General features: G+C 56.7%; 20 protein-coding genes. 11 read left to right on the top strand and 9 right to left on the bottom strand.

All coding sequences use genetic code 11. From position 1 onward, the window contains the following. Window position 1 precedes the first annotated feature (1 nt). On the bottom strand, window positions 2-1174 hold the full coding sequence (locus tag AB6Q56_RS02975; RefSeq protein ID WP_434515706.1) for an aspartate aminotransferase family protein: 1173 nt from the start codon (window positions 1172-1174) through the stop codon (window positions 2-4). Window positions 1175-1422: 248 nt separating this feature from the next. Between AB6Q56_RS02975 and AB6Q56_RS02970 the strand changes: the two genes are divergently transcribed. Next, window positions 1423-1722 carry a DUF3579 domain-containing protein gene (locus AB6Q56_RS02970; protein ID WP_434515705.1) on the top strand — a complete coding sequence of 100 codons (300 nt, stop codon included), beginning with the start codon at window positions 1423-1425 and terminating at the stop codon, window positions 1720-1722. An 87-nt stretch (window positions 1723-1809) separates the two neighbouring features. Here the strand turns inward: AB6Q56_RS02970 and rpsT are convergent, their stop codons facing one another. Continuing rightward, complete coding sequence (gene rpsT / locus AB6Q56_RS02965) at window positions 1810-2079, bottom strand: 30S ribosomal protein S20 (protein ID WP_150429559.1); 270 nt, start codon at window positions 2077-2079, stop codon at window positions 1810-1812. Between the two features lie 174 nt (window positions 2080-2253). Here rpsT and AB6Q56_RS02960 point away from each other — a divergent pair, with 174 nt between their 5' ends. The 7 genes from AB6Q56_RS02960 (at window position 2254) to AB6Q56_RS02930 (ending at window position 9954) form a co-directional block, all read left to right on the top strand. Then, window positions 2254-2697 carry a type IV pilin protein gene (locus AB6Q56_RS02960; protein WP_434515704.1) on the top strand — a complete coding sequence of 148 codons (444 nt, stop codon included), beginning with the start codon at window positions 2254-2256 and terminating at the stop codon, window positions 2695-2697. Further along, entirely contained in the window at window positions 2691-3236 is a 546-nt protein-coding gene (locus tag AB6Q56_RS02955) for a GspH/FimT family pseudopilin (protein WP_434515703.1), read from the top strand. The genes AB6Q56_RS02960 and AB6Q56_RS02955 overlap by 7 nt, the downstream gene beginning before the upstream one ends. Continuing rightward, on the top strand, window positions 3230-3691 hold the full coding sequence (gene pilV / locus AB6Q56_RS02950) for a type IV pilus modification protein PilV (RefSeq protein WP_434515702.1): 462 nt from the start codon (window positions 3230-3232) through the stop codon (window positions 3689-3691). The genes AB6Q56_RS02955 and pilV overlap by 7 nt, the downstream gene beginning before the upstream one ends. Continuing rightward, on the top strand, window positions 3657-4997 hold the full coding sequence (locus tag AB6Q56_RS02945) for a PilW family protein (RefSeq protein ID WP_434515701.1): 1341 nt from the start codon (window positions 3657-3659) through the stop codon (window positions 4995-4997). Before pilV ends, AB6Q56_RS02945 begins: the two co-directional genes overlap by 35 nt. Window positions 4998-5065: 68 nt before the next feature. Next, window positions 5066-5722: a pilus assembly PilX family protein gene (locus tag AB6Q56_RS02940; protein ID WP_434515700.1), complete on the top strand. Its 657-nt coding sequence runs from the start codon at window positions 5066-5068 to the stop codon at window positions 5720-5722. Window positions 5723-5749: 27 nt separating this feature from the next. Beyond that, window positions 5750-9283, top strand: coding sequence for a pilus assembly protein (locus AB6Q56_RS02935; protein ID WP_434515699.1), 3534 nt, complete (start codon window positions 5750-5752; stop codon window positions 9281-9283). 125 nt (window positions 9284-9408) lie between these two features. Then, the gene (locus tag AB6Q56_RS02930) at window positions 9409-9954 is read left to right on the top strand and encodes an energy transducer TonB (RefSeq protein WP_434515698.1); all 546 of its coding nucleotides are present in this window, start codon (window positions 9409-9411) and stop codon (window positions 9952-9954) included. On the opposite strand, the gene ispH is transcribed toward AB6Q56_RS02930, so the two are convergent. From ispH to AB6Q56_RS02905, 5 genes are read right to left on the bottom strand one after another with little or no spacing between them, the layout of a single operon-like run. Continuing rightward, window positions 9908-10843, bottom strand: a complete 936-nt coding sequence (ispH, locus tag AB6Q56_RS02925) for a 4-hydroxy-3-methylbut-2-enyl diphosphate reductase (protein WP_434515697.1) — start codon at window positions 10841-10843, stop codon at window positions 9908-9910. The genes AB6Q56_RS02930 and ispH overlap by 47 nt on opposite strands. Beyond that, complete coding sequence (locus AB6Q56_RS02920) at window positions 10843-11274, bottom strand: FKBP-type peptidyl-prolyl cis-trans isomerase (RefSeq protein WP_434515696.1); 432 nt, start codon at window positions 11272-11274, stop codon at window positions 10843-10845. The genes ispH and AB6Q56_RS02920 overlap by 1 nt, the downstream gene beginning before the upstream one ends. Further along, the gene (lspA, locus tag AB6Q56_RS02915) at window positions 11271-11819 is read right to left on the bottom strand and encodes a signal peptidase II (protein ID WP_434515695.1); all 549 of its coding nucleotides are present in this window, start codon (window positions 11817-11819) and stop codon (window positions 11271-11273) included. Before lspA ends, AB6Q56_RS02920 begins: the two co-directional genes overlap by 4 nt. After that, on the bottom strand, window positions 11743-14541 hold the full coding sequence (gene ileS / locus AB6Q56_RS02910; protein WP_434515694.1) for an isoleucine--tRNA ligase: 2799 nt from the start codon (window positions 14539-14541) through the stop codon (window positions 11743-11745). The genes lspA and ileS overlap by 77 nt, the downstream gene beginning before the upstream one ends. Before the next feature lie 9 nt (window positions 14542-14550). Then, window positions 14551-15474, bottom strand: coding sequence for a bifunctional riboflavin kinase/FAD synthetase (locus AB6Q56_RS02905; RefSeq protein ID WP_434515693.1), 924 nt, complete (start codon window positions 15472-15474; stop codon window positions 14551-14553). Between the two features lie 161 nt (window positions 15475-15635). Here AB6Q56_RS02905 and AB6Q56_RS02900 point away from each other — a divergent pair, with 161 nt between their 5' ends. Beyond that, on the top strand, window positions 15636-16673 hold the full coding sequence (locus AB6Q56_RS02900; protein WP_434515692.1) for a GGDEF domain-containing protein: 1038 nt from the start codon (window positions 15636-15638) through the stop codon (window positions 16671-16673). 18 nt (window positions 16674-16691) lie between these two features. Here AB6Q56_RS02900 and AB6Q56_RS02895 read toward each other — a convergent pair whose 3' ends face one another. Further along, the gene (locus tag AB6Q56_RS02895; RefSeq protein ID WP_434515691.1) at window positions 16692-18035 is read right to left on the bottom strand and encodes an N-acetylmuramoyl-L-alanine amidase; all 1344 of its coding nucleotides are present in this window, start codon (window positions 18033-18035) and stop codon (window positions 16692-16694) included. After that, window positions 17990-18484 (bottom strand): tRNA (adenosine(37)-N6)-threonylcarbamoyltransferase complex ATPase subunit type 1 TsaE, encoded by a 495-nt coding sequence (tsaE, locus tag AB6Q56_RS02890; protein WP_434515690.1) that lies wholly within the window; start codon window positions 18482-18484, stop codon window positions 17990-17992. The genes AB6Q56_RS02895 and tsaE overlap by 46 nt, the downstream gene beginning before the upstream one ends. Between tsaE and queG the strand changes: the two genes are divergently transcribed. Together queG and AB6Q56_RS02880 are read left to right on the top strand one after the other, a co-directional pair. Beyond that, the gene (queG, locus tag AB6Q56_RS02885) at window positions 18479-19528 is read left to right on the top strand and encodes a tRNA epoxyqueuosine(34) reductase QueG (RefSeq protein WP_434515689.1); all 1050 of its coding nucleotides are present in this window, start codon (window positions 18479-18481) and stop codon (window positions 19526-19528) included. The two genes, tsaE and queG, sit on opposite strands and share 6 nt — an antisense overlap. 88 nt (window positions 19529-19616) lie before the next feature. Next, window positions 19617-21167: a diguanylate cyclase domain-containing protein gene (locus tag AB6Q56_RS02880; protein ID WP_434515688.1), complete on the top strand. Its 1551-nt coding sequence runs from the start codon at window positions 19617-19619 to the stop codon at window positions 21165-21167. Window positions 21168-21171: the final 4 nt, after the last annotated feature.

Here is a 21171-nt window from a genome sequence, read left to right as displayed (position 1 = left end):
ATTAAGCAGCCAGAAATTCCTTGATCAGCGGTGCGGTACGCGCCACCAGCTCACGTGCATCGGCCTCGCTGAAGATCAGCGGCGGCAGGAAGCGGACGACGCTATCCGCCGTCACATTAATCAGCAAGCCGGCGGCCAGGCCGCGAGCGACCAGTTCGCCGCACGGGCGATCCAGTTCGATACCGATCATCAGGCCATGGCCGCGAATATCGACCACGCCATGGGTTCCCACCAGTGCTTCGGCAAACAGCTGGCGAATCAGGTCGCCAATACGGGCAGCGTTGGCCAGCAAGCCTTCCTGCTCGATAACCTCGATGGTGGTCAACGCCGCGGTGGACACCAGCGGATTGCCGCCAAAGGTCGAACCGTGGTTACCCGGCCCGAACAGGCCGGCCGCCTTGCCGCCGGCCATGCAGGCACCGATTGGCACACCGGAACCCAGTCCCTTGGCCAGAGTAGCGATATCCGGCTGGACGCCGACTTGCTGATAGCCGAACCAGCTGCCGGTACGCCCCATGCCGCACTGGACCTCATCGCAGATCATCAGCAAGCCGCGAGCATCGCACAGAGCCCGAACACCTTGGTAGAAGGCAGGATCGACCAGATGGATACCCCCCTCTCCCTGAATGACCTCGAGCATCACGGCGACCACATTATGGTACTGCTCAGCAACACTGCGGATGGCCTCAAGGTCGCCATAGGGAACCCGAACGAAGCCGCTCACCAGCGGCTCGAAACCGGCCTGAGCCTTGCGATTGCCGGTGGCCGAAAGGGTTGCCATCGTCCGCCCGTGAAAGGCCTTCTCCATCACGATGATCGTCGGCAGATCGATCTGCTTCGTATGCCCGTAAAAACGGGCCAGCTTGATTGCCGCTTCGTTGGCTTCGGCGCCCGAGTTGCTGAAGAACACTTCGCTCATGCCGGACAGCGCGCACAGCCTGTCGGCAAGCTGTTCCTGCTCGCGAATACGGTACAGATTGGAGGTATGCAACATGCGCCCTGCCTGGGCCGAAATGGCAGCAACCAGCTTCGGGTGGGCGTGGCCCAGCGTCGAGACCGCGATGCCGGACAAGGCATCCAGATACTCCCTGCCTTCGGTATCGGTAATCCGGCACCCTTGACCATGACTGAAAGTCACCGGCAAACGGGCATAGGTATTCATGACATGCGACATGAGGCAACCTCAGAAAACGAAAACGGCGGCAAATGCCGCCGAAACGACCACCACCACAAGCGGAACAAGCCTACCGGGCAGCAGAAAGCTGAATTTTATGAGAAAAACCAGGCCGTGTATAGAACAGCACCGGCCGCCAAGGCCCGATGAGTAAAGCCAGATCGCCGCCGTAATTATGGAAAGGTTAAGCGCTTCTGCTAGAATGCGCCCACGCAAGGTCGTATCGCCCGCAAACGCAGAGTAAAACAATGACAAATCCAGAATCGACCACATTCATCATTGTTGGCCTGACCAAGGAAGGACGAAAATTCCGCCCCAGTGACTGGGCCGAGCGCCTATGTGGCGTCATGTCCGCCTTCGGCGCCGAACGCAAGATGAAATACTCCCCCTACGTCGGCCCCGGCGACTACAACGGCGAAAAAGCTGTCTTCGTCGATGGCCGCCTCGGCGAACTCGAACCGATGGCCTACCGCTTCATGCTCAATTTCGCACAGGACAACGACCTGCAGATCGTCGACGGCGTCTGCTCGATCGACGGCAAGAAGTAACCAAGCCAAGCACAGCCGAGAACAATAGACACCGACAATAAAAAAGGCGCCCGGAGGCGCCATTTTTATTGGGTCAATCCGCAGGAATCAGGCAGCAGCAAGTGCCTTGATCTGAGCAGAAAGACGGCTCTTGGTACGGGAAGCTTTGTTCTTGTGAACAATCTTCTTGTCGGCAATGCGATCGAGCACTGCGACAGACTGCTGGAAGACGCCCTGTGCGGCGGCTTTGTCACCAGCTTCGATCGCCTGACGCACGCGCTTGATCGCGGTACGCAGGGTCGAACGCAGGCTGGCGTTGTGGGAGCGCTGCTTGTCAGCTTGACGGGCGCGCTTGCGGGCTTGTGCGCTATTGGCCATGAAATTAATCGCCTTGAATTCAGTAAATTGGCTACTTTAACACAACCATTTAAACTGAACAATACCCCGCCCCCCCGAAAACCATTCACTCCGGCTTTGCAACCGCTCATCTTCCCGCAAGCCTAGACCCGAGTCGATTCTATATAGTACGAACTAGACACAAAAGGAATCGTTATGCCATTACGAAAGAAAAAAGGCGGGTTTACGCTGATTGAAGTGATGATTGTCGTCGCAATCGTTGCCATACTGGGAGCGATTGCTTACCCATCTTACGTTGCTTATATGCAGCGCGGCATGATTGCCGAGGCCATTGGCAATTTGGCTGAAATGCGCGTTCGACAGGAACGCTATTTTCAAGATAACCGAAGCTATGTATCAGCTGGAGTTACCTGCAACGCCAATCTTGCTTCACTCACAACCGGCCTTGAACAAAGGTATTTCACTCTGGGGTGCGCAGGCACCGCAAATACCTTCACTGCGTGGGCAAACGGCACAGGCGCAGTAAATGGCATCAATTTCACAATTAACCAAGATAACATTCGCCAGACAACGGCATTCCCTGGAACTGTCGGCCTACCGCTGAACTGCTGGATATCGAAACGAGGAGAGGCATGCTGAAACCAGTTTCTCACCCTACCTCAATGCAGGGTTTTACGCTGGTAGAGTTATTCGTCGCCATTTTGGTGCTCGCCATTTTGCTTGGGCTTGGAGCCCCATCGTTTCGTGACTTCATTCTGCGCGGCCAGATTCGTAGCGCCAGCGAAGCAGTGGAAAATGGAATTCAGTTAGCGCGAGCAGAAGCTGTCCGCCGGAACCTGCGTGTCCGTTTCGTGATTGGAAGCCAAACCGGACAATCCTCCTGGACAGTCAGCGAAGACACCTCAGGCACGATTATTCAGCAATCTCGCGCCAGCGGCGAAGGGGCGAGCGCAGTAACGACTACAATAGCCCCCGCCGGTGCCACAACCATAACTTTCAATTCTTTCGGACGCATCGCAGCAAACGCCGACGCATCGGTTTCACTTACTCAGGTCGAACTTACTAATGCGGCAGCCCCGAGCGGCTCATCCCGTCGAGTTGTTGTTGGATCAGGAGGTGCAATTCGACTTTGCAATCCTGACACCAACCTTGCCAGTACGGACCCCACAAAATGCTGACCGTCCCTACCTCTAGAACCAAGCAAGAAGGCGTCGCCTTACTTGAAGCGCTAGTCGCCATCCTAATTTTCTCTATCGGACTTCTCGGCTTGGTCAGTTTGCAGGCCAGGGCGATTGCGACGACATCAGATGCAAAATACCGTTCCGATGCTGCATTCCTCGCGAACAAAATTATTGGAGTCATGTGGGGAGACAAGGCCAATCTAGCTGCCTATTCCTCCGGGGGAGTTGCTGGCAATGTATGTGATGCTGGGGTCGCCGGCGCAAACGCAAACGTTGTCGCATGGCTCGACGAAGTTGGTGCCGCACTCCCTGGTGCAGTTGCCAATCGTCAGCGAATTGTCGTTGACGCAGCATCAGGCCAAGTTTCCATTGCCATTTGTTGGCTTACCTCACCAAATGCTACGAGCTATCACAAACATGAAGTCTCAGCACGAATCCAAGACAACACCTGACAGGCAAGTCCCCTCCCGACACTTTAACCATCATGAAGACGGCTTTAGTCTCGTCGAACTGATGGTAGGGATGACCGTCGGCTTAATAGCGATCCTTGCAGTTTTGCAAACACTTTCGTTCTATGAGAACCAGAAACGCACTACTGTTTCTGGCGCTGACGCGCAGCAAAGCGGCCTCATGAGCTTATTTGCAATTGAACAACAAGTTCATAACGCAGGTAACGGCTATGCGTCAAACGACACCTACTCGTGCCAGAACGTTTTTTGGTACTTCGACCCCGATGGATCCACAGGAGCGCGTAGCGCGATCGGTAGCACTGGTAGCAACACACCAAACATTGCAGGCTCACTGGACATATCCCCCATCCGACTCAGCAACAACCTTACAGGCGCCCGCCCTTTTGCAGATGCTATAGACGTCAACAGCGCCTCGCGCTTTATTGGCTCGACACCAACACGACTAACTCAGCGAATGGACGCCACCAACCGGACGCTATCGGTTGAACGTATCTTTGATTTCAATGTAAATGACGTAATCTTGGTAGTACGACCTGATAGGCTTAATTGTGCGCTCATGAGAATTTCAGCGATCGATCTCAACACATTTACCTTGACGACAAACTATGCGGCAGGCAACACCCCTGAATACAACCCGCCGACAGCAGATCTGACAACGAGTAACTGGCCTGGCTATGGAATACGAGCAAGCGACGCACAAGCCTTTGTCGAAAAATCTCTGGTTTTCCGTATCGGAGACGTGAATAACGGAGGCATCACCACACAGCGTTTTTGCATTTTCCACCCCGCCAACACGAACACTTTTGAGCTACGGATTGATCCATCTGCAAACTGCTCCACAACCCCTTGTACGGCAGCAAACCAATGCTTCACTTTAGCCAATGATGTCGTCAATCTACAGGCTCAGTATGGCTTCAGCAGTGCCAACAACATTCGAACCGTTACCTTCTGGAGGAACCCTGATCACGCTGACGTAACCTCTTTGACGGATGAACAACTGCGCAAGCGGGTCAAATCTATCCGTATCGCGGTTATCGCACGAAGCAGCAAGCGAGAAGGAGGAGTAGTGACCCCAATCTGTACCGCAACGACTGCCACCGGACCATGTGCATGCCAGAATGCAGCAAACAATTTTGGCCCCTGTCTATGGCGCGACACAGCAGCCGATCAAGCTCCAGCCGTTGATTTACGTTTAGGAAATGGAGATACCGAATGGCAGCACTATCGCTACAAGGTATTTGAAACCGTTATTCCGTTACGCAATTCTGTCTGGCCAGATTTCTTATGAGCCCCGCCACCCCTAATATCGCTCGCCTCCCCGGACGCTCCTCCCGAACTCAACGTGGGGCCTCGCTAATGATTGCCCTTATTGCGCTCATTATCGTGAGCTTGGCAGGATTGGGCCTTATCCGCTCAGTAGACACTGCATCTTTGGTTTCTGGAAACTACGCATTCAAATCTAGTACGCAAAGCATGACCGACTTGGCAGTTGAAGAAGCACGCGCATACTTGGAAACGCTCGTTACAACTGCCAGCGCTGCAAATACAAATTTACCAGTTGGCTGCACAGCCTCCATTTCCGCGAACTCACTGGGGAATTGTCGCTATTACGCTCGACAACAGAATGAGGACGGTGTCACTAGAACGCCATTTATCGACTGGGCCAATGGAAACATACCAAAATACAGCGCCACCAACCCACCTCCCAGCGGGTGGCCTGCTAACGTTACGCCTCCTACAGGTTATGAAATCCAGTTTGTCATCGAACGACTATGTAATACGAACGCAGCAGTAGCAGTTGACCAAGGTACAGCACCAACTTATTCAAAATCGAAAAATACTTGTTTGAATGTATTCCGAGATCCCAATATGGTCAGCACAGGGTCAGGGCGGATTGGTTCATCATTTAGCAGTGACGACCTGCTTTTAACATCACTGGTTTACCGGGCAACCGTACGTGTTGCCGGCCCCAGAAACACAATTACTATCACACAAGCCCAGTTCCAACGCTGACCCTTGGATTAGGAAAGAGGAAAGACCATGCCCCCATCCATTTCCATCCGCGCCAAACGCATTGCCGCGCAAACACTTGTCTTCTGGTTTTTAGGCATTGAATTTATTGTACCAGCACTGAGCGCAACAACAGATTTGGCAGACTCCCCGATGGCTGTTACAAATGCCGTTAAACCGAACATCATGTTCATTCTTGACAATTCGGGCAGTATGGAATGGCGGTCCATTACTGGGACCGATGCTCTGAATGAATACAGCGATAATGAAACGGAGTTTTACTCTAGCAGCTACAATCAGCTTTGGTATGACCCAAATACCACATATTCCCCGGGGATCGATAAAACAAGCTTTTCAAGTACAAATACTACGGGGTCGCTGCTCAACCCCTCTACACCTACAGCAGCCCCAAACAACCCATATTTATCTGGCGCTGGCTCAACTGATCTCACGCCCTCGTGTTACTACGCAGGTGCAACTCCACCTTTAAAACCTACGATTGGCGGCAACTGCAGAAGCTCGGCAACGGGCTCTTACACAAATGGGCCTATTGCGGTTAAATCTTTTTATTATGTTTATTCTGGAAGCGGGTCGTTGACGACAGATAGCAACTATTCACGTCAAGACATCATTCCAAGCGTTACGAGCTACGTCCGTAACACGACCCGAACCGACTGCGGGATAGGAAGCACGACAGTCACTTGTAATTACAACCAGGAAATTCAAAATTTCGCCAATTGGTGGACCTACTATCGCACTCGCATCCTCACGATGAAAACGACGATGGGTCTAGTATTTTCAGGACTTAGTGACAAATACCGGGTTGGCTTCTCGACAATCAACAATTCGGCATCAACAGGCAATAACACCGGTGCAAATTTTATTTCCATTGGTGATTTTGATTATTCAAAAAAACTGACATGGTATACACAGCTATATTCCATCGACCCTGCCAACGGCACACCCTTGCAGAGAGCGCTTCAGCGCGTTGGCGAATATTATGCTGGCAATAGCATGGGTTATTCGTCGAACAACAGCACCGATGACCCTGTCCAATATTCCTGTCAGCATAATTATGCAATCCTATCGACAGACGGATTCTGGAACAGCAATACAGTCAATCTGGGCAATAGGGATACCACTGTCCCAACTTTACCCGAAACCGTTACGGGATTAACATCTGGAAGCAGCTTTCCCAAACCCTACTACGACGGCACCAGTACATCGAACACTCTAAGCGATGTTGCTATGTATTATTGGGCCACCGACTTGCGTACCAGCGGCACAAAATCCACCAACAACGTTTCCGCAAATGCGGCCGATCCTGCCACCTGGCAGCACATGACCACTTTTACCATCGGTTTGGGAGCAGACGGCAGTAAGGATTACCGCGATGACTATCTGACCGCGACAACCGGCAACTGGTACTACAACAATCTCATCAACGGTTCAGATAACTGGCCAACGCCTGTAGCGGATACCAACACGGCAATTGACGATTTATGGCATGCAGCGGTAAATGGGCGCGGACAATATTTCAATGCAAAACACCCGACAATCCTGAAAACCTCACTGCAAAGGGTTCTGGAAGACATTATTGCGCGTAGCGCCTCTGCTGCAGCCGTTGCTGTTGCCAGCACGGACGTCTCAATTGACAACACCTCATATGCCTCCACCTACAACTCAGGCACCTGGGATGGGCAGCTCGGAGCCTACCCTATCGATCAGATAACCGGCCTCGTCTCAACGACTGCCACTTGGACAGTCCGCGACCAGCTCGACAACATGACTCAAGCCAATCGCCGCATAGTGACGCGAGCCATCAGTAGCAATGCTGGCATCCAATTTCAGCCCAGCGCCGCATCTACTTCAACCAAACTAACTGCTACCCAACAGAATTTTCTGAATTCGAACACCACACCTCCCGGCCCGTCGGATGGCGCGGATGTTCTAGCCTATATCAGAGGAGATCGTAGTCAAGAAGGTCCAAATGGCGCCTACAGAACGCGTGCGCACCTACTTGGTGACATTATCAACGCAGAGCCAGTTCTCGTTTCCACTCCCGTTTTTTCCTACGCTGACGCCGGATATTCGGCTTTCAAGCTTGCCAATACCGTTGGGCTCCCCAATGTCACACGTATCAAAACGGTGTTCCAAGCCGCCAACGATGGCATGATCCACGCTTTTGACGGCTCCACGGGAGCTGAGAGTTGGGCGTACATTCCTAGTTTCGTTTTGCCAAATTTGAATCAACTCACCAAAAAACAGGGATTCGTACACAAATATTACGTTGATGCCACACCAATCACTGGCGATGTTGACTTCAGCAAAACCAGTGGCAGCATACTTGCCACCTCCGATTGGCGAACCATGTTAATAGGGGGGCTTGGTAAAGGTGGTAGTGGCTACTACGCACTTGATGTCACGACTCCGACCGCATCCGATGAAGCGGATGCTGCCACCAAGGTATTGTGGGAATTTCCCTCCAGCACAACCAGCGGCAATTTCAATGTAACCACACCATCCGGCTACACAGCCAATGGACTGACTATTGCCGCGAACATGATGGGTTACACCTATGGCCGCCCCATCATTACCAAGACCCGTGCCTATGGCTGGGTAGCGCTCGTTACATCTGGCTACAACAACGGGGATGGTCGCGGTTTTCTTTTTGTCATCAACGTAAAAACTGGAGCCGTTCTGCATATCTTCAACACCGCTGTCGGATCAAGTACCTCTCCTAGCGGTCTAACTTATATCAGCGGATATGCCACTAATGCGCAGTACGACAACACAATAGAACAAGCATATGGCGGTGATCTGAATGGAAACGTTTGGCGTTTTGATCTAAGTTCTGCCACTCCATCCAACTGGAGTGTGCAAAAACTTGCTGTACTCGTAGACCCAAGTGGAAATGCGCAACCAGTTACCAGCGAACCAGAATTGGCGACAGCAACGATCAATGGAGTTGCCAAGCGCTTGGTATTCGTGGGCACAGGAAAGTACCTTGGTCAAACCGATGTTCCTGGCGTTGTTGGAGCCAACTCCAATGCGACTCAAATACAAACGATGTATGGCTTGGTCGACGACCTGAGTACATCCCCCCTGATTTCACCGTTACGTAGCAATCTACAGGCCCAGACATTGGTCACGAGCGGGAGCACAAGAACAATCACGGGCCAATCCATAAATTGGACAACCCAACGAGGTTGGTACATTGACCTTCCGGCGCAGGAACGAATCACTACAACCCCTGCATTGGCCATTGGAATGCTGTATTTCACAAGTAACACCCCCAACACAGACCCTTGCTTACCCGGAGGTAGCAGTTGGCTCAACATAGTCAACTATGTTTCTGGTACGCAGGTAGCTGGAAGTAGCTACGCTTCGATTTCTCTAGGCAATGTACTGGCCAGTCGTCCAATTACCATTCAGACCGTGGATGGCAGCATCAAGGCCATTGTTCGGACATCAGACAGCCTGACGCCAACAACAGCGTTGCCCTATACACCACCTTCCATCAGAACACGTCGTGCCACTTGGAAAGAAATACCCAACCAATAGATGCGACAGAGGGTCTCGTACTCAGACGAGGCCCTCTTACAAGGCGCCCGCTTTCCACATACATCCTGATTTCATTGGGGTTTCATGTACTCGCAATATTTTTCTGGAACACGGGTATTGCGAATATGGCGCAAGCCTCCCCGCCCTCCAACTCACACCGCAGATTAAGCGCACAACTTTCGCCATTGATAGCGCAATCTTTAGATTACGACTCGTTCTCGTCGTTTGCTCGCTTGCGTCCGGAAATCAAGAATCGTAACAGGAAAACATTCCCTAAGCCGCCCCCCACCCACCTACCTTCCTCAATTTCCAGCGAGCGGCCTACCACCTATTATCGGCTGGCCGAACTAGATCAACGCCCATTGGCACTGAGTCATCCAAGACCATCCTACCCCGAAACTTCAGAGCAATATATAAGTGGGAAAATTGTCATACAGTTACTAATCAACTCAAATGGGCGTGTAGATTGGGTGGAAACACTCCCTACCGAATTGCCGACAGTATTTGTAGATGCCGCAAAGCAGGCTTTCTTAAATATCCAATTCAAGCCGGGCATGATGAGTGGTCAGCCCGTTGGAAGCCAACTTTGGCTGGAAGTATTGTTTGAAGGAGCCGAAGAGGAAATCAGCCCGCAATTAGATCCTGTAGTTCCCTTGGCAAAGGAAAACTAATGCCTTCCGTCACTCCATCCAGCTGAGCGACACGATCAGCTCCCAAAACTTGCAAACGGGCAACAACTTCATCCACAAGTAATTCTGGTGCTGAGGCTCCTGCCGTCAATCCAATAACCCCCACCCCATCGAGCCATTCGGGCAGAATGTCGTCTGCTTTATCGACCAGAAATGCACGAGTTCCCAAATTATCGGCAACCTCCCTCAGGCGGTTAGAGTTTGAGCTGTTGCTAGAACCAACAACCAAAACTAATTCAGTTTGTTGAGCCAAAGCCTTCACGGCATCCTGCCGGTTTTGCGTGGCATAGCAAATATCGTCCTTCTTCGGCCCCTGAATATCTGGGAATCGTGCCTTCAGCGCATCGATTACCTGTGTTGCATCGTCAACCGACAAGGTGGTCTGCGTTACGAAAGACAGTGAATCCGGGTGCTGTATGACCAGTCGTTGAACATCCTCAGCCGTTTCCACCAGATACATCCCACTGTCGCTCTGTCCCATCGTGCCTTCGACCTCGGGATGCCCCTTGTGGCCGATCATGACGACTTCGCGGGTCTGGTTGCGCATCTTGCCGACTTCGACGTGAACCTTGGTCACCAGTGGGCAGGTGGCATCGAAGACCTTCAGGCCACGGGCTTCCGCATCGGCACGGACGGCCTTGGAAACGCCGTGAGCGCTAAAGATGACCGTGCTGCCGGCGGGTACTTCATCCAGTTCCTCGACGAAAACCGCTCCCTTGGCCCGCAGGTCGTCGCAGACAAACTTGTTGTGCACGACTTCGTGGCGCACATAGATCGGCGCCCCGAATTTCTCCAGGGCGCGCTCGACGATCGCGATGGCACGTTCGACGCCGGCGCAGAAGCCGCGAGGGTTGGCAAGGATGATTTCCATTACATGATTCCGATGATTTTCACTTCGAAGCGGATCGTCTTGCCGGCCATCGGGTGATTGAAGTCGAAGAGCGCGTGCGTGGCGTCCAGTTCGCGCAGGAAGCCGGCAAAGGTGCCGCCGTTCGGCGCGGTAAATTCGACGACGGAATTCTCCTTGAGTTCCATTTCCGGTGGCAGGCCGCTACGGGCGATACGCTCGACCAAGCGGGCGTTGTGTTGTCCGAAAGCCTCGTCCGGGGGCAATTCGAATACGTATTGCTCCATCGCCGGCAGGCCGATCAGGACCCTTTCAAGGTTCTCGGCCAACTGCCCGCTCCCCATCTGCAGAGTAGCCGGGCTCATGTCGAAGGTAGACAGGAACTCTTCGCCATCCTGCGCGGTAATGCGGTAGTGAAGGGTCAGATAGCTGTCGGAGCGAACAACTGTGCTCATTGCGAATCTCTTTCTTTGACGAAAAGCGAAGCCCAGACCATGAGGACCGCGCCGAGCGTGATCGCTGAATCGGCAACATTGAAGGCCGGCCAGTAGTAACCGGCAGCATGCCACTGAACGAAATCAACGACGGCACCGAAACGAATGCGGTCGATCACATTGCCCAATGCACCGCCCATGACCAGCGTGAGGGCCAGTGCCATCAGTTTCTGCTCGGGATGGCGCTTGAGTTCCAACGCGATCCAGCCGGAAACGCCCAACGCCAGAACGCTGAAGAACCAGCGCTGCCAGCCCGGCTGGTCGGCCAGAAAACTGAAGGCGGCACCCGGATTGAAGGTCAGCACCCAGTTCCAGAACGGTGCCACATAGATGGTTTCACCGTACTGGAGATGACCAAGCACCACCCATTTACTGAACTGGTCGAGAATAACAACAATCGCCGCCAGCCCATACCACCCCTTGGCCGTTCTAGGCACGGGTACGCGCCTCACCCTCGCCGTGCAGGTTGCTGACACAGCGGCCGCACAGCCCAGGATGTCCGGCATCGGCCCCCACATCGTCGCGCACATGCCAGCAGCGTTCGCACTTGGCATGCTCCAGCGGCGTGGCCATGACCTGCTCGACATCGTCGCGGATCGCGGTGGCGGCCGACACGATGAAGACAAACTTAAGGTCGTCGCCGAGCGAAGCCAGTGCCTCGAACTTCTCGCCGGCACAATGGACGGCGACCGCCGCCTGCAGGGCCGAACCGATTTTTCCGGCTTCGCGCTGGGCTTCCAGCGCCTTGGTCACATCGGCACGCGCGGCGCGGATCAGGCTCCACTTGGCGAGCAGGTCGCCCTCGCCCTCCACCGCCGGCAAGTCGTGCCAGAGCTGGAACATCACCGAATCATCTTCCTTGCCGGTCAGCACGGCCCATACCTCTTCGGCGGTGAAGGATGTAATCGGCGCCAGCAGACGCACGAAAGCCTGCGTGACATGCCACAAGGCGGATTGCGCCGAACGGCGGGCAACCGACTTCGGCGCCGTGGTGTATAGGCGGTCCTTCAGGATGTCGAGGTAGAAGCCGCCAAGATCCTCTGAACAAAAGGTTTGCAGTGCCTGAACGACACGGTGGAATTCGTACTTGTCGTAGTCGGCACGGCAGCTGTCCTGCAGTTCGCGGGTCAGGGCCAGCGCGTAGCGGTCGATCTCCAGCCATTGCCCGACCGGCAGCATGTCGGCGGCGGCGTCGAAATCGGAAACGTTGGCAAGCAGGAAGCGCAGGGTATTGCGGATGCGGCGGTAGCCTTCGACAACGCGCTTGAGGATTTCGTCGGAAATGCTCAATTCGCCGGAATAGTCGGTCGAGGCCGTCCACAGGCGCAGGATGTCGGCGCCCATCTTGTCGGACACCTGCTGCGGCGCGATCACGTTGCCCTTGGACTTGGACATCTTGTGGCCCTTGCCATCGACGACGAAACCGTGCGTCAGCAGGGCCTTGTACGGGGCACGGCCGTCGATGGCGCAACCGGAGAGCAGCGAGGACTGGAACCAGCCGCGATGTTGGTCGGAGCCTTCGAGATACAGATCGGCCGGATGTGTCGACACGGCGGCGTGCGAGCCACGTAGCACATGCCAGTGCGTGGTGCCGGAATCGAACCAGACATCCAGCGTGTCCTTCATCTTGACGTACTGGCCAGCCTCTTCACCGAGCAGTTCGGCGGCATCGAGACTGAACCAAGCCTCAATGCCGGCCTTCTCGACGCGCTGTGCAACCAATTCGACCAACTCGGCCGTACGCGGGTGCGGGTGGCCGGTATCCTTGTGCAGGAAGAAGGGAATCGGCACGCCCCAGTTGCGCTGGCGCGATACGCACCAGTCGGGGCGAGTCTTCATCATGCCTTCCAGACGGGCGCGGCCCCAGGCCGGGAAGAACTGGGTTTCATCGACAGCGCGCTCGGCGATCCAGCGCAAGGTCGGTTCGCTCTCGTCCTTGCGGTTTTCCATGCCGATGAACCATTGGGTCGTGGCGCGGAAGATGATCGGCGTCTTGTGGCGCCAGCAGTGCGGATAGCTGTGCTGGATGCGTTCCTGCTTGAGCAGGCGGCCACGCGCCTCCAATTCGCCAAGGACGAGCGGATTGGCTTCCCAGACGGTTTTTCCGGCCAGTTCGCCGGTCGACAGCGCGGGGACGGTGGAGATGAACTTGCCGTCGTTACCGACCGGGTTGTTAACCGGCAAACCGTATTTCTTGCCGATGTTGTAGTCGTCCACACCGTGTGCCGGTGCCGTATGCACCAAGCCGGTACCCGCCTCGGTCGTCACGTGCGTGCCGCAGATGATGGCCACGTCGCGGCTCTGGAACGGGTGCTTCAACAGCATCTGATCCAGCTTGTCGCCGGTGCAGGAACCCGCCACCGTGCCTTCCAGCCCGTAGCGCTTGAGCGCCGCATCGGCGAGTTCGCGGACAAGGATCAGGGCGCCCTTCTCCGTTTCGATCAGGTCATAGGTCAGTTCCGGATGCACGCTGACCGCCTCGTTGGCCGGCAGCGTCCAAGGCGTTGTCGTCCAGATCACGGCGAAGGCCGGGCCGCGCAGATGCGTCAGACCAAAAGCGGCGGCCAGCTTGGCCGCATGGTTTTCATGAACCTCAAAGGCGACATCGATGGCCGGCGAATTCTTGTCCTCGTACTCGACCTCGGCCTCGGCCAGTGCCGAACCGCAGTCCAGACACCAGTTGACCGGCTTCAGGCCCTGGTACAAGTAGCCCTGCTCCAGGATTTTTCCAAGGGCGCGGATTTCGTCGGCTTCCGCCTTGAAATTCATGGTCAGGTAAGGATTGTCCCATTCACCCAGCACACCGAGGCGGATGAAGTCCTTCTTCTGGCGCTCGACCTGTTCGGCGGCATAGGCGCGGCACAACTCGCGCACCTGATCGGCCGGGATGTTCTTGCCGTGCAGTTTCTCGATCTGATGCTCGATGGGCAGGCCGTGGCAGTCCCACCCCGGCACATAAGGCGCATCGAAACCGCTCAAGGTCTTCGAACGGACGATGATGTCCTTGAGCACCTTGTTGACCGCATGGCCGATGTGAATGTCGCCGTTGGCGTACGGTGGGCCGTCGTGCAGCACAAAACGGGGGCGCCCTGCGCTGATCTCGCGAATACGCTGGTAGAGCTTCTTCTGCTGCCACTGGGCGACCCATTGCGGCTCGCGCTTGGGCAAGTCGCCGCGCATCGGGAACGGGGTATCGGGGAGATTCAGCGTGTCTTTGTAGTCAGCCATTGTGCGTGCTCACAGCTTGAAAAATGCCCGCGCTGCCGCGGCGTCGGCCGCGATCTGCGCCTTGAGGGCGTCGAAATTGGGAAAGCGTTGCTCGTCGCGCAGCTTATGTACGAAACGCACCGAAATATGCGCACCGTAGATGTCGCGATCAAAATCGAAAAGATGAACCTCCAGCAGCGGCCGGATCGTTCCGCCAACGGTGGGGCGGATACCGAGGTTGGCGACGCCCGGCAGGGGCCGATCGCCAAGGCCGCTGACCTCAACGGCAAACACACCGGCCATCGGCAAGGGATTGTGCTTGATACGCAGATTGGCCGTGGCGAAACCGAGTTGCCTGCCCAGCTTCTGGCCGTGTAGCACTTGACCGTCGATGATGTAGGGGCGACCAAGCAAACGCGCGGCATGCTCCATGTCACCCGCCGCCAACGCGCGGCGTACGCCTGAACTGGAGACGCGCTCGCCATCGAGCGTAACGCTGCCCATGGCTTCGACGCTAAAACCGAAGCGGGCGCCGGCCTGCTGAAGGTAAGCATAGTCGCCGCTGCGGCCACGACCGAAACGGAAGTCATCGCCGATGATCAAATGCCTGACCTGGCATCCTTGCACCAGCACCTGCTCGACGAACTCCTCGGCCGAGAGGGCGGCGAACCGAGCATTAAACGGGCACACCATCGCCTGGCTGGCACCGCATTCGGCCAGGAGCTCCAGCTTCTCACGAACCGTGGTCAAACGTGCCGGTGCGGACTCCGGTGTAAAAAACTCCCGGGGATGCGGCTCGAAGGTAAGCACCATCGGGACCAGCCGATGTTCGCGCGCGTAGTCCGCCAAGCGAGCGACCAAGGCGCTGTGTCCCAGGTGAACGCCGTCGAAATTGCCGATGGCGAGCACAACGGGAGCAGGGACAGGACGTGAATGGCCGCGAAAGACGCGCATGGATTGCTTGATGGGAAAAACGTTGAATTATAACGGTCTGTAACCCCCTCGGGGCACCCCGGTCGGCCTCGCCCCGCACAGCATTGACGCAAGCCAGGCAGTCGACACCCCGCATTTCGCTATAATCGGCAAATTGAACACTCTGCTTTCCGCCCCACGTCATGCTTGAATTGATCAGCCATGTCATCCAGATTTCGTCGCGCCGGGATCGCACGGAGATCAATTCATCAATGGTGGACGCGCTGAAGGCACTGTTTCACCCGCAGCGACTGACCATTTATCGCTGCTACCCCGGCACCCGAAAGCTGATGGTCTTTGCCTGTGCCAGCCATGGCCCGGATGGAAAACGGCTGCGCAACGCCTATGTGCCGGACAGGAAATTCTGCCAGCCACTCGAGCGCGACCCCATCCTCGCCCGTTGCCGCAAGGAAAAATCGGCCGTGCTGGATTACCTCGACGATGGTTCCCATCGGGTCGTCTTCCCGATCATGGATCACAATGAGCCGATCTATCTCATCGACCTTGTGCTCTCCGACAACTTCTCGGCCGACGAACGCGTGACCCTGATGGGGCTGGTCGAGTATTTCGGCAACCACATCGGCCTGCTCGACTACGGCGAAACCGACACGCTGACCGGGCTGGCCAACCGCAAGACATTCGACAAGCACCTTTTCGAACTCCTCGGCAAGGCGTCCATCGATCCGCAAAACGACACCCATGAAAGCCGACGCCGCGGCTCCGACAACAACCCGCACTGGCTGGCAGTCTGCGACATCGACCACTTCAAGCTCGTCAATGACACCTTCGGACATCTGATTGGCGATGAAGTGCTGATCATGCTGGCACAGGTCATGCGCCAGTCATTCCGCTTCGACGATCAGCTGTTCCGTTTTGGCGGTGAGGAGTTCGTGGCATTGCTGCAGCCAATGACCGAGCAGGACGCCATGTCGGCGCTGCAGCGCTTCAGGAGCACCGTCGAACACCAGTCTTTCAGTCGTGTCGGCAAGATCACGATCAGCATCGGATTCAGCGCCCTGCAAGCGCACGACACCCCAACCGATGCCATAGACCGCGCCGACGAGGCCCTCTACTTCGCCAAGCACAATGGCCGGAATCAGGTGGCCTGCTACGAACGATTGATCGCAGCGGGCGATCTTTCAGCCAAGGAAATCGCCAAGGGCGAGGTCGAGTTGTTCTAAGCCCCCGCCAGGGCTTGCCTACGTCAGCTTGGCCTTCGGTCCGGGCGGATGCTTGATGAAGTACTGGCGAATGCCGCGCACCATCGCCCCCGCCAGCTTTTCCTGATAAGCATCGTCGTTGAGGCGCGCCTCTTCTTCCGGATTGGAGATAAAGGCCGTTTCGATGAGTGCCGACGGAATATCGGGCGCCTTGAGCACGGCAAACCCCGCCTGCTCGACATGGGCCTTGTGCAAGGTATTGATCGAACCCAATTCGCCCAGCAGGTACTTGCCCAGCTTAAGGCTATCGTTGATGGTCGCCGTCTGCGACAAATCGAGCAGCGTACGCGCCAGGAAGAGATCCTTGCTACCGAGATTCACGCCACCAATCAGGTCGGCATCGTTTTCCTTTTGCGCCAGGAGGCGGGCCTGCGTGCTCGAAGCACCTTTTTCGGAGAGCACGAAGACCGATGACCCGCGGGCATCCGGCTTGATCCAGGCATCGGCATGTATGGACAGGAAAAGGTCGGCGCGCACGCGGCGGGCCTTTTGTACACGCATCTGCAAGGGAACGAAGAAATCAGAATCGCGGGTCAGCACGGCACGCATGTTCGGCTCGGCATCGATGCGGGCCTTCAGACGGCGGGCCACCTCGAGCGTGACGTTTTTTTCATAGGTTCCCGCCCTGCCAATGGCACCGGGGTCCTCGCCGCCATGCCCGGGGTCAAGCATGATGGTCACCAGGCGATCGACGACGGGTTTGCCGGACTTCTTGGCGGTCTGCACCTCGGGGGCTTCGACCGGAGGCTTGTCCGATTTCCTGCCAGCCATATCATCGGGTCGCGCCTCGTCGGCAACCTGAAAATCCTGTCCGCCCTTGAAGGGCTCAACAGCCTCCTTACGACCTTCGAGCAAGGCCATCATCGGATCCGGCGGATTAACCGGATAGACATCAAGCACCAGCCGATGACCGTACTCGCCAACCGGTGCCAATGTGAACACCTGCGGATTGACCTTGCCCTTCAACTCCATGACTAGGCGAACAACGCCCGGCTTGAAGCGACCGGCACGCAGCAACTTGATGTTGGGGTCATCGGTCGCCACCTTGCGCGCCAGGCTATCGAGAACACTGTTGAACTCGACACCTTCGATGTCGACGACCAGGCGATCCGGATTCTCGACCGTGAAATGCGTGAATTTGAGCGGTGCGTCATGCTCCAGCGTGACGCGGGTGTAATCGGCTGCCGGCCAGACGCGGACAGCCAACACGGACGGCAGCTTCGCTGCGGCGCCGGCTAGCGGCGTCACGGAGACGAGCAGCGAGGCGCCGGCATATTTCAGGAGTTGGCGGCGCCCATGGCTGGGATGAGCGCGTCTAGACATGCTTGCCCTTCCGGTGAATCTGCCACGGCTTCGAGGACACGCCCGACACCCGCATGATAAAGGCGCAACCGCAGGTCTGCCGGCGGAAGGCAGCCTTGAGCGCGCTCCGGCCACTCGACCAGGCAGAGCGCAGCGTCATTAAAGTATTCATCAAAGCCCGCATCGAGAAACTCCTCGGGTGACTCGAAACGATAAAAATCAAAGTGATATAAGTATAAGCTCGAAATTACGTAAACTTCAACCAATGAATAGGTCGGACTTTTGACCGGCCCGGCGTGACCAAGTGCCTGAATCAGCGCTCGCGACAAGGTCGTCTTGCCCACACCCAGGTCACCTTCGAGGAAGACGACCATGCCCGGTTTCAGCGCGGGAGCCAGCTTTTCGCCAACAGCCTGGGTTGCCGCCTCGTCGGGCAATTCGAAAACAGCGGTAACATCGGGGTTATGCACGATCAGGACTCCACGGTGGATTACGCGGCGCTCAAGGAACAAATCCGCGACGCAGGACGACAACTGGGCTTTGCAGCCATCGGCGTGGCCAGGGCCGACCCCGGCGAAGCGGTGGCCGGGCTGCGCGCCTGGCTGGCCGAGGGATGCCATGGCGACATGGATTATATGGCCCGCCATGCCGAATTGCGCGCCCGCCCCGAACTCCTTCAACCGGGCACGATCACCGTCATCAGCGCCGCCCTCGACTACCTGCCCCACGCCAACATCGTCGACCGGCCGGATCAGGCGGCCATTTCGCGCTACGCGCAGGGCCGCGACTACCACAAGGTGATCCGCGGCCGGCTACAGAAACTCGCCGACCAAGTCAGTGCACTGGTTGGGCCCTTCGGCTACCGCGTCTTCTCCGACTCAGCGCCAGTCATGGAAGTCGAATTCGCCCGCCAGGCGGGTCTCGGCTGGCGGGGAAAACATACACTGCTGCTCTCGCAGCACGGTTCCTGGCGCTTTCTCGGCGAAATCTACGCAGATCTTCCCCTGCCACCGGACGCACCGATCGAAGCCCATTGCGGGACATGCACCGCCTGCATCGACGCCTGCCCGACGCGTGCCATTGTCGCTCCCTACAAGGTGGATGCCCGCCGTTGCATTTCCTACCTGAGCATCGAACTGGACGGCCCGATTCCCGAGGAATTCCGCCCACAGATGGGCAATCGCATCTACGGCTGCGACGACTGCCAGCTATGCTGCCCCTGGAACCGGTTCGCGCAGATCGGCGACCGCGAGTTTGCCCCGCGCCACGGGCTGGATTCGGCCAGCCTGATCCAGCTGTCACGCTGGACGGAGCAACAGTTCAACGACCGCTTGGCTGGAAACCCCATACGTCGCATTGGGCACTCGCGCTGGCTGCGCAACATCGCCGTCGCACTCGGCAATGGCCCCGCAACGCCCGATGCCATGGCGGCGCTGCGCGATTTGTGCGACCACCAATCGCCCCTCGTGCGCGAGCACGCTATCTGGGCACGCCAACGACTCGACGCCCAATAAAACCAGATATCATACATTTTTATCACTTTGGTGATATTTACAGATTTCAGGAAGCAGTGAATCATCCGGTCATCCGGATACGACCTTCATGCTTTCCTTTCACCATCGCCATACCCTGATCGCCACAATGGGCCTCTGGCTCGGGGTTGTCGCATTTGCCGCCCATCTCCTGCTTTCCGCCGAGATCGGACGGCGTGAACGGGATTTCGATAATCAGATTCAACATCTGGCCAGCGAGGTCAGGAACAAGCTGGACATGAATGAAGCCGTGCTCGCCGGCTTCGCCGCATTCCTCCAGGCCGTGGAACGCAATGACATCGCCTCGGCAACACGCTACGCCGCTTCGGTCACCGCCGCTTATCCGCATATCTACATGCTTGAAGTGGCGCGCCAGGTGCCGCTTTCGGAACAAGCCGAGCTACAGGCCACCTTGCGCAGGGAATGGTTGCCGGGTTTCACGATCAAGGATTTCCCCTGGCTCACCCAGCGCACGCTGGCCGGCCCGAGCACACAAAAATTCACCTGGCCGATTCTCTTCATGTATCCGGCCCTGCCGGAAGCCGAGAGCATCTATGGCGTGCGCCTGGAAACCGTGGACTATCTGGCGCATTCACTGGCGCTCGCGCAAAAGAACACCCGCCCCGTGGCCTCCCCGCTATTTCAGATGTATGAAGGTGGCACCGCCTACATACTGCTCCGGGAGGTGGATCGTAGCGAACGACGTGACAGCACCCGTGGACTGAACATTTTCGGCACCACCATGACGGCCTTGCTGCTGATCAAGGCCGAGTCGCTGCTGCCAAGCAGCCCTCTCGGTGCGAAACAGCCTGGTTTCGAATACTCGGCGGCGCTGCTCTCCGCCAATCACGACCCAAGCACCTTGTTCACCCTGTCCGCCGAAGCATCGGAATGGCCGAACCGGGCATTCCTCCCCCGCCTTAGCCGTCAACTAAGTATCGACAACGCTTCGCAGCCGACGCTCATGCGCTTCGAGCAACAACTGCTCTGGGGCGAACTGCTGAGCGGGGAAACGATCCTCATCTTTGCCCTGCTCGCCTGCGCGCTGGTAACCGTTCCCACGCTGATCCTTCGCCACCTCAAGACACTGGAACATGGAGAACGCGAACACGAGCGCTCGGCCTATCTGGCCACGCACGATCTGCTCACCGGCCTACCCAACCGCTTTCTGTTCAGCGACCGCTTCGAGCAGTCGGTCCAGCAACACCTCCGGAATGGCAACGCCTTCTCCTTGCTCCTGCTCGATCTCGATCACTTCAAGGAAATCAACGACCGGCACGGACACGAAGTGGGGGATGAAGTCCTGATCGAAGCGGCACGGCGTATGACCCACGAAATTCGTGCCTGCGATACCGTCGCCCGCCATGGCGGCGATGAATTCGTCATCCTCCTGGCGAACACGCTGAACCTGCAGGATGCCCAGGCCGTGGGCGAAAAACTGAGGGCGGCGATTGCGGCACCTGTGGCGACCAGCGCCGGCCACCTGACACTGACCTGCAGTATCGGTGTTGCCCTCTATCCGGCGCAGGGCCAAACGCTCGACGCCATACGCAAGGCCGCCGATCAGGCCATGTACCAGGCCAAAGCAGGCGGCCGAAACGCCGTGGCGGCGGCCGGCTGAACGA

It is taken from the genome of Dechloromonas sp. ARDL1, assembly GCF_051122455.1.
Lineage (GTDB): Bacteria > Pseudomonadota > Gammaproteobacteria > Burkholderiales > Rhodocyclaceae > Azonexus.
The sequence above is the reverse complement of the archived record's forward strand: the minus strand, read 5'-3'. Positions and strand labels throughout refer to the sequence as shown.

Excerpts from the sequence above, each read along its gene's own strand:
- AB6Q56_RS02975 (WP_434515706.1), bottom strand. The coding sequence starts at position 1,174 with ATGTCGCATGTCATGAATACCTATGCCCGTTTGCCGGTGACTTTCAGT.
- AB6Q56_RS02970 (WP_434515705.1), top strand. The coding sequence starts at position 1,423 with ATGACAAATCCAGAATCGACCACATTCATCATTGTTGGCCTGACCAAG.
- rpsT (WP_150429559.1), bottom strand. The coding sequence starts at position 2,079 with ATGGCCAATAGCGCACAAGCCCGCAAGCGCGCCCGTCAAGCTGACAAG.
- AB6Q56_RS02960 (WP_434515704.1), top strand. The coding sequence starts at position 2,254 with ATGCCATTACGAAAGAAAAAAGGCGGGTTTACGCTGATTGAAGTGATG.
- AB6Q56_RS02955 (WP_434515703.1), top strand. The coding sequence starts at position 2,691 with ATGCTGAAACCAGTTTCTCACCCTACCTCAATGCAGGGTTTTACGCTG.
- pilV (WP_434515702.1), top strand. The coding sequence starts at position 3,230 with ATGCTGACCGTCCCTACCTCTAGAACCAAGCAAGAAGGCGTCGCCTTA.
- AB6Q56_RS02945 (WP_434515701.1), top strand. The coding sequence starts at position 3,657 with ATGAAGTCTCAGCACGAATCCAAGACAACACCTGACAGGCAAGTCCCC.
- AB6Q56_RS02940 (WP_434515700.1), top strand. The coding sequence starts at position 5,066 with ATGATTGCCCTTATTGCGCTCATTATCGTGAGCTTGGCAGGATTGGGC.
- AB6Q56_RS02935 (WP_434515699.1), top strand. The coding sequence starts at position 5,750 with ATGCCCCCATCCATTTCCATCCGCGCCAAACGCATTGCCGCGCAAACA.
- AB6Q56_RS02930 (WP_434515698.1), top strand. The coding sequence starts at position 9,409 with ATGGCGCAAGCCTCCCCGCCCTCCAACTCACACCGCAGATTAAGCGCA.
- ispH (WP_434515697.1), bottom strand. The coding sequence starts at position 10,843 with ATGGAAATCATCCTTGCCAACCCTCGCGGCTTCTGCGCCGGCGTCGAA.
- AB6Q56_RS02920 (WP_434515696.1), bottom strand. The coding sequence starts at position 11,274 with ATGAGCACAGTTGTTCGCTCCGACAGCTATCTGACCCTTCACTACCGC.
- lspA (WP_434515695.1), bottom strand. The coding sequence starts at position 11,819 with ATGCCGGACATCCTGGGCTGTGCGGCCGCTGTGTCAGCAACCTGCACG.
- ileS (WP_434515694.1), bottom strand. The coding sequence starts at position 14,541 with ATGGCTGACTACAAAGACACGCTGAATCTCCCCGATACCCCGTTCCCG.
- AB6Q56_RS02905 (WP_434515693.1), bottom strand. The coding sequence starts at position 15,474 with ATGCGCGTCTTTCGCGGCCATTCACGTCCTGTCCCTGCTCCCGTTGTG.
- AB6Q56_RS02900 (WP_434515692.1), top strand. The coding sequence starts at position 15,636 with ATGCTTGAATTGATCAGCCATGTCATCCAGATTTCGTCGCGCCGGGAT.
- AB6Q56_RS02895 (WP_434515691.1), bottom strand. The coding sequence starts at position 18,035 with ATGTCTAGACGCGCTCATCCCAGCCATGGGCGCCGCCAACTCCTGAAA.
- queG (WP_434515689.1), top strand. The coding sequence starts at position 18,479 with ATGCACGATCAGGACTCCACGGTGGATTACGCGGCGCTCAAGGAACAA.
- AB6Q56_RS02880 (WP_434515688.1), top strand. The coding sequence starts at position 19,617 with ATGCTTTCCTTTCACCATCGCCATACCCTGATCGCCACAATGGGCCTC.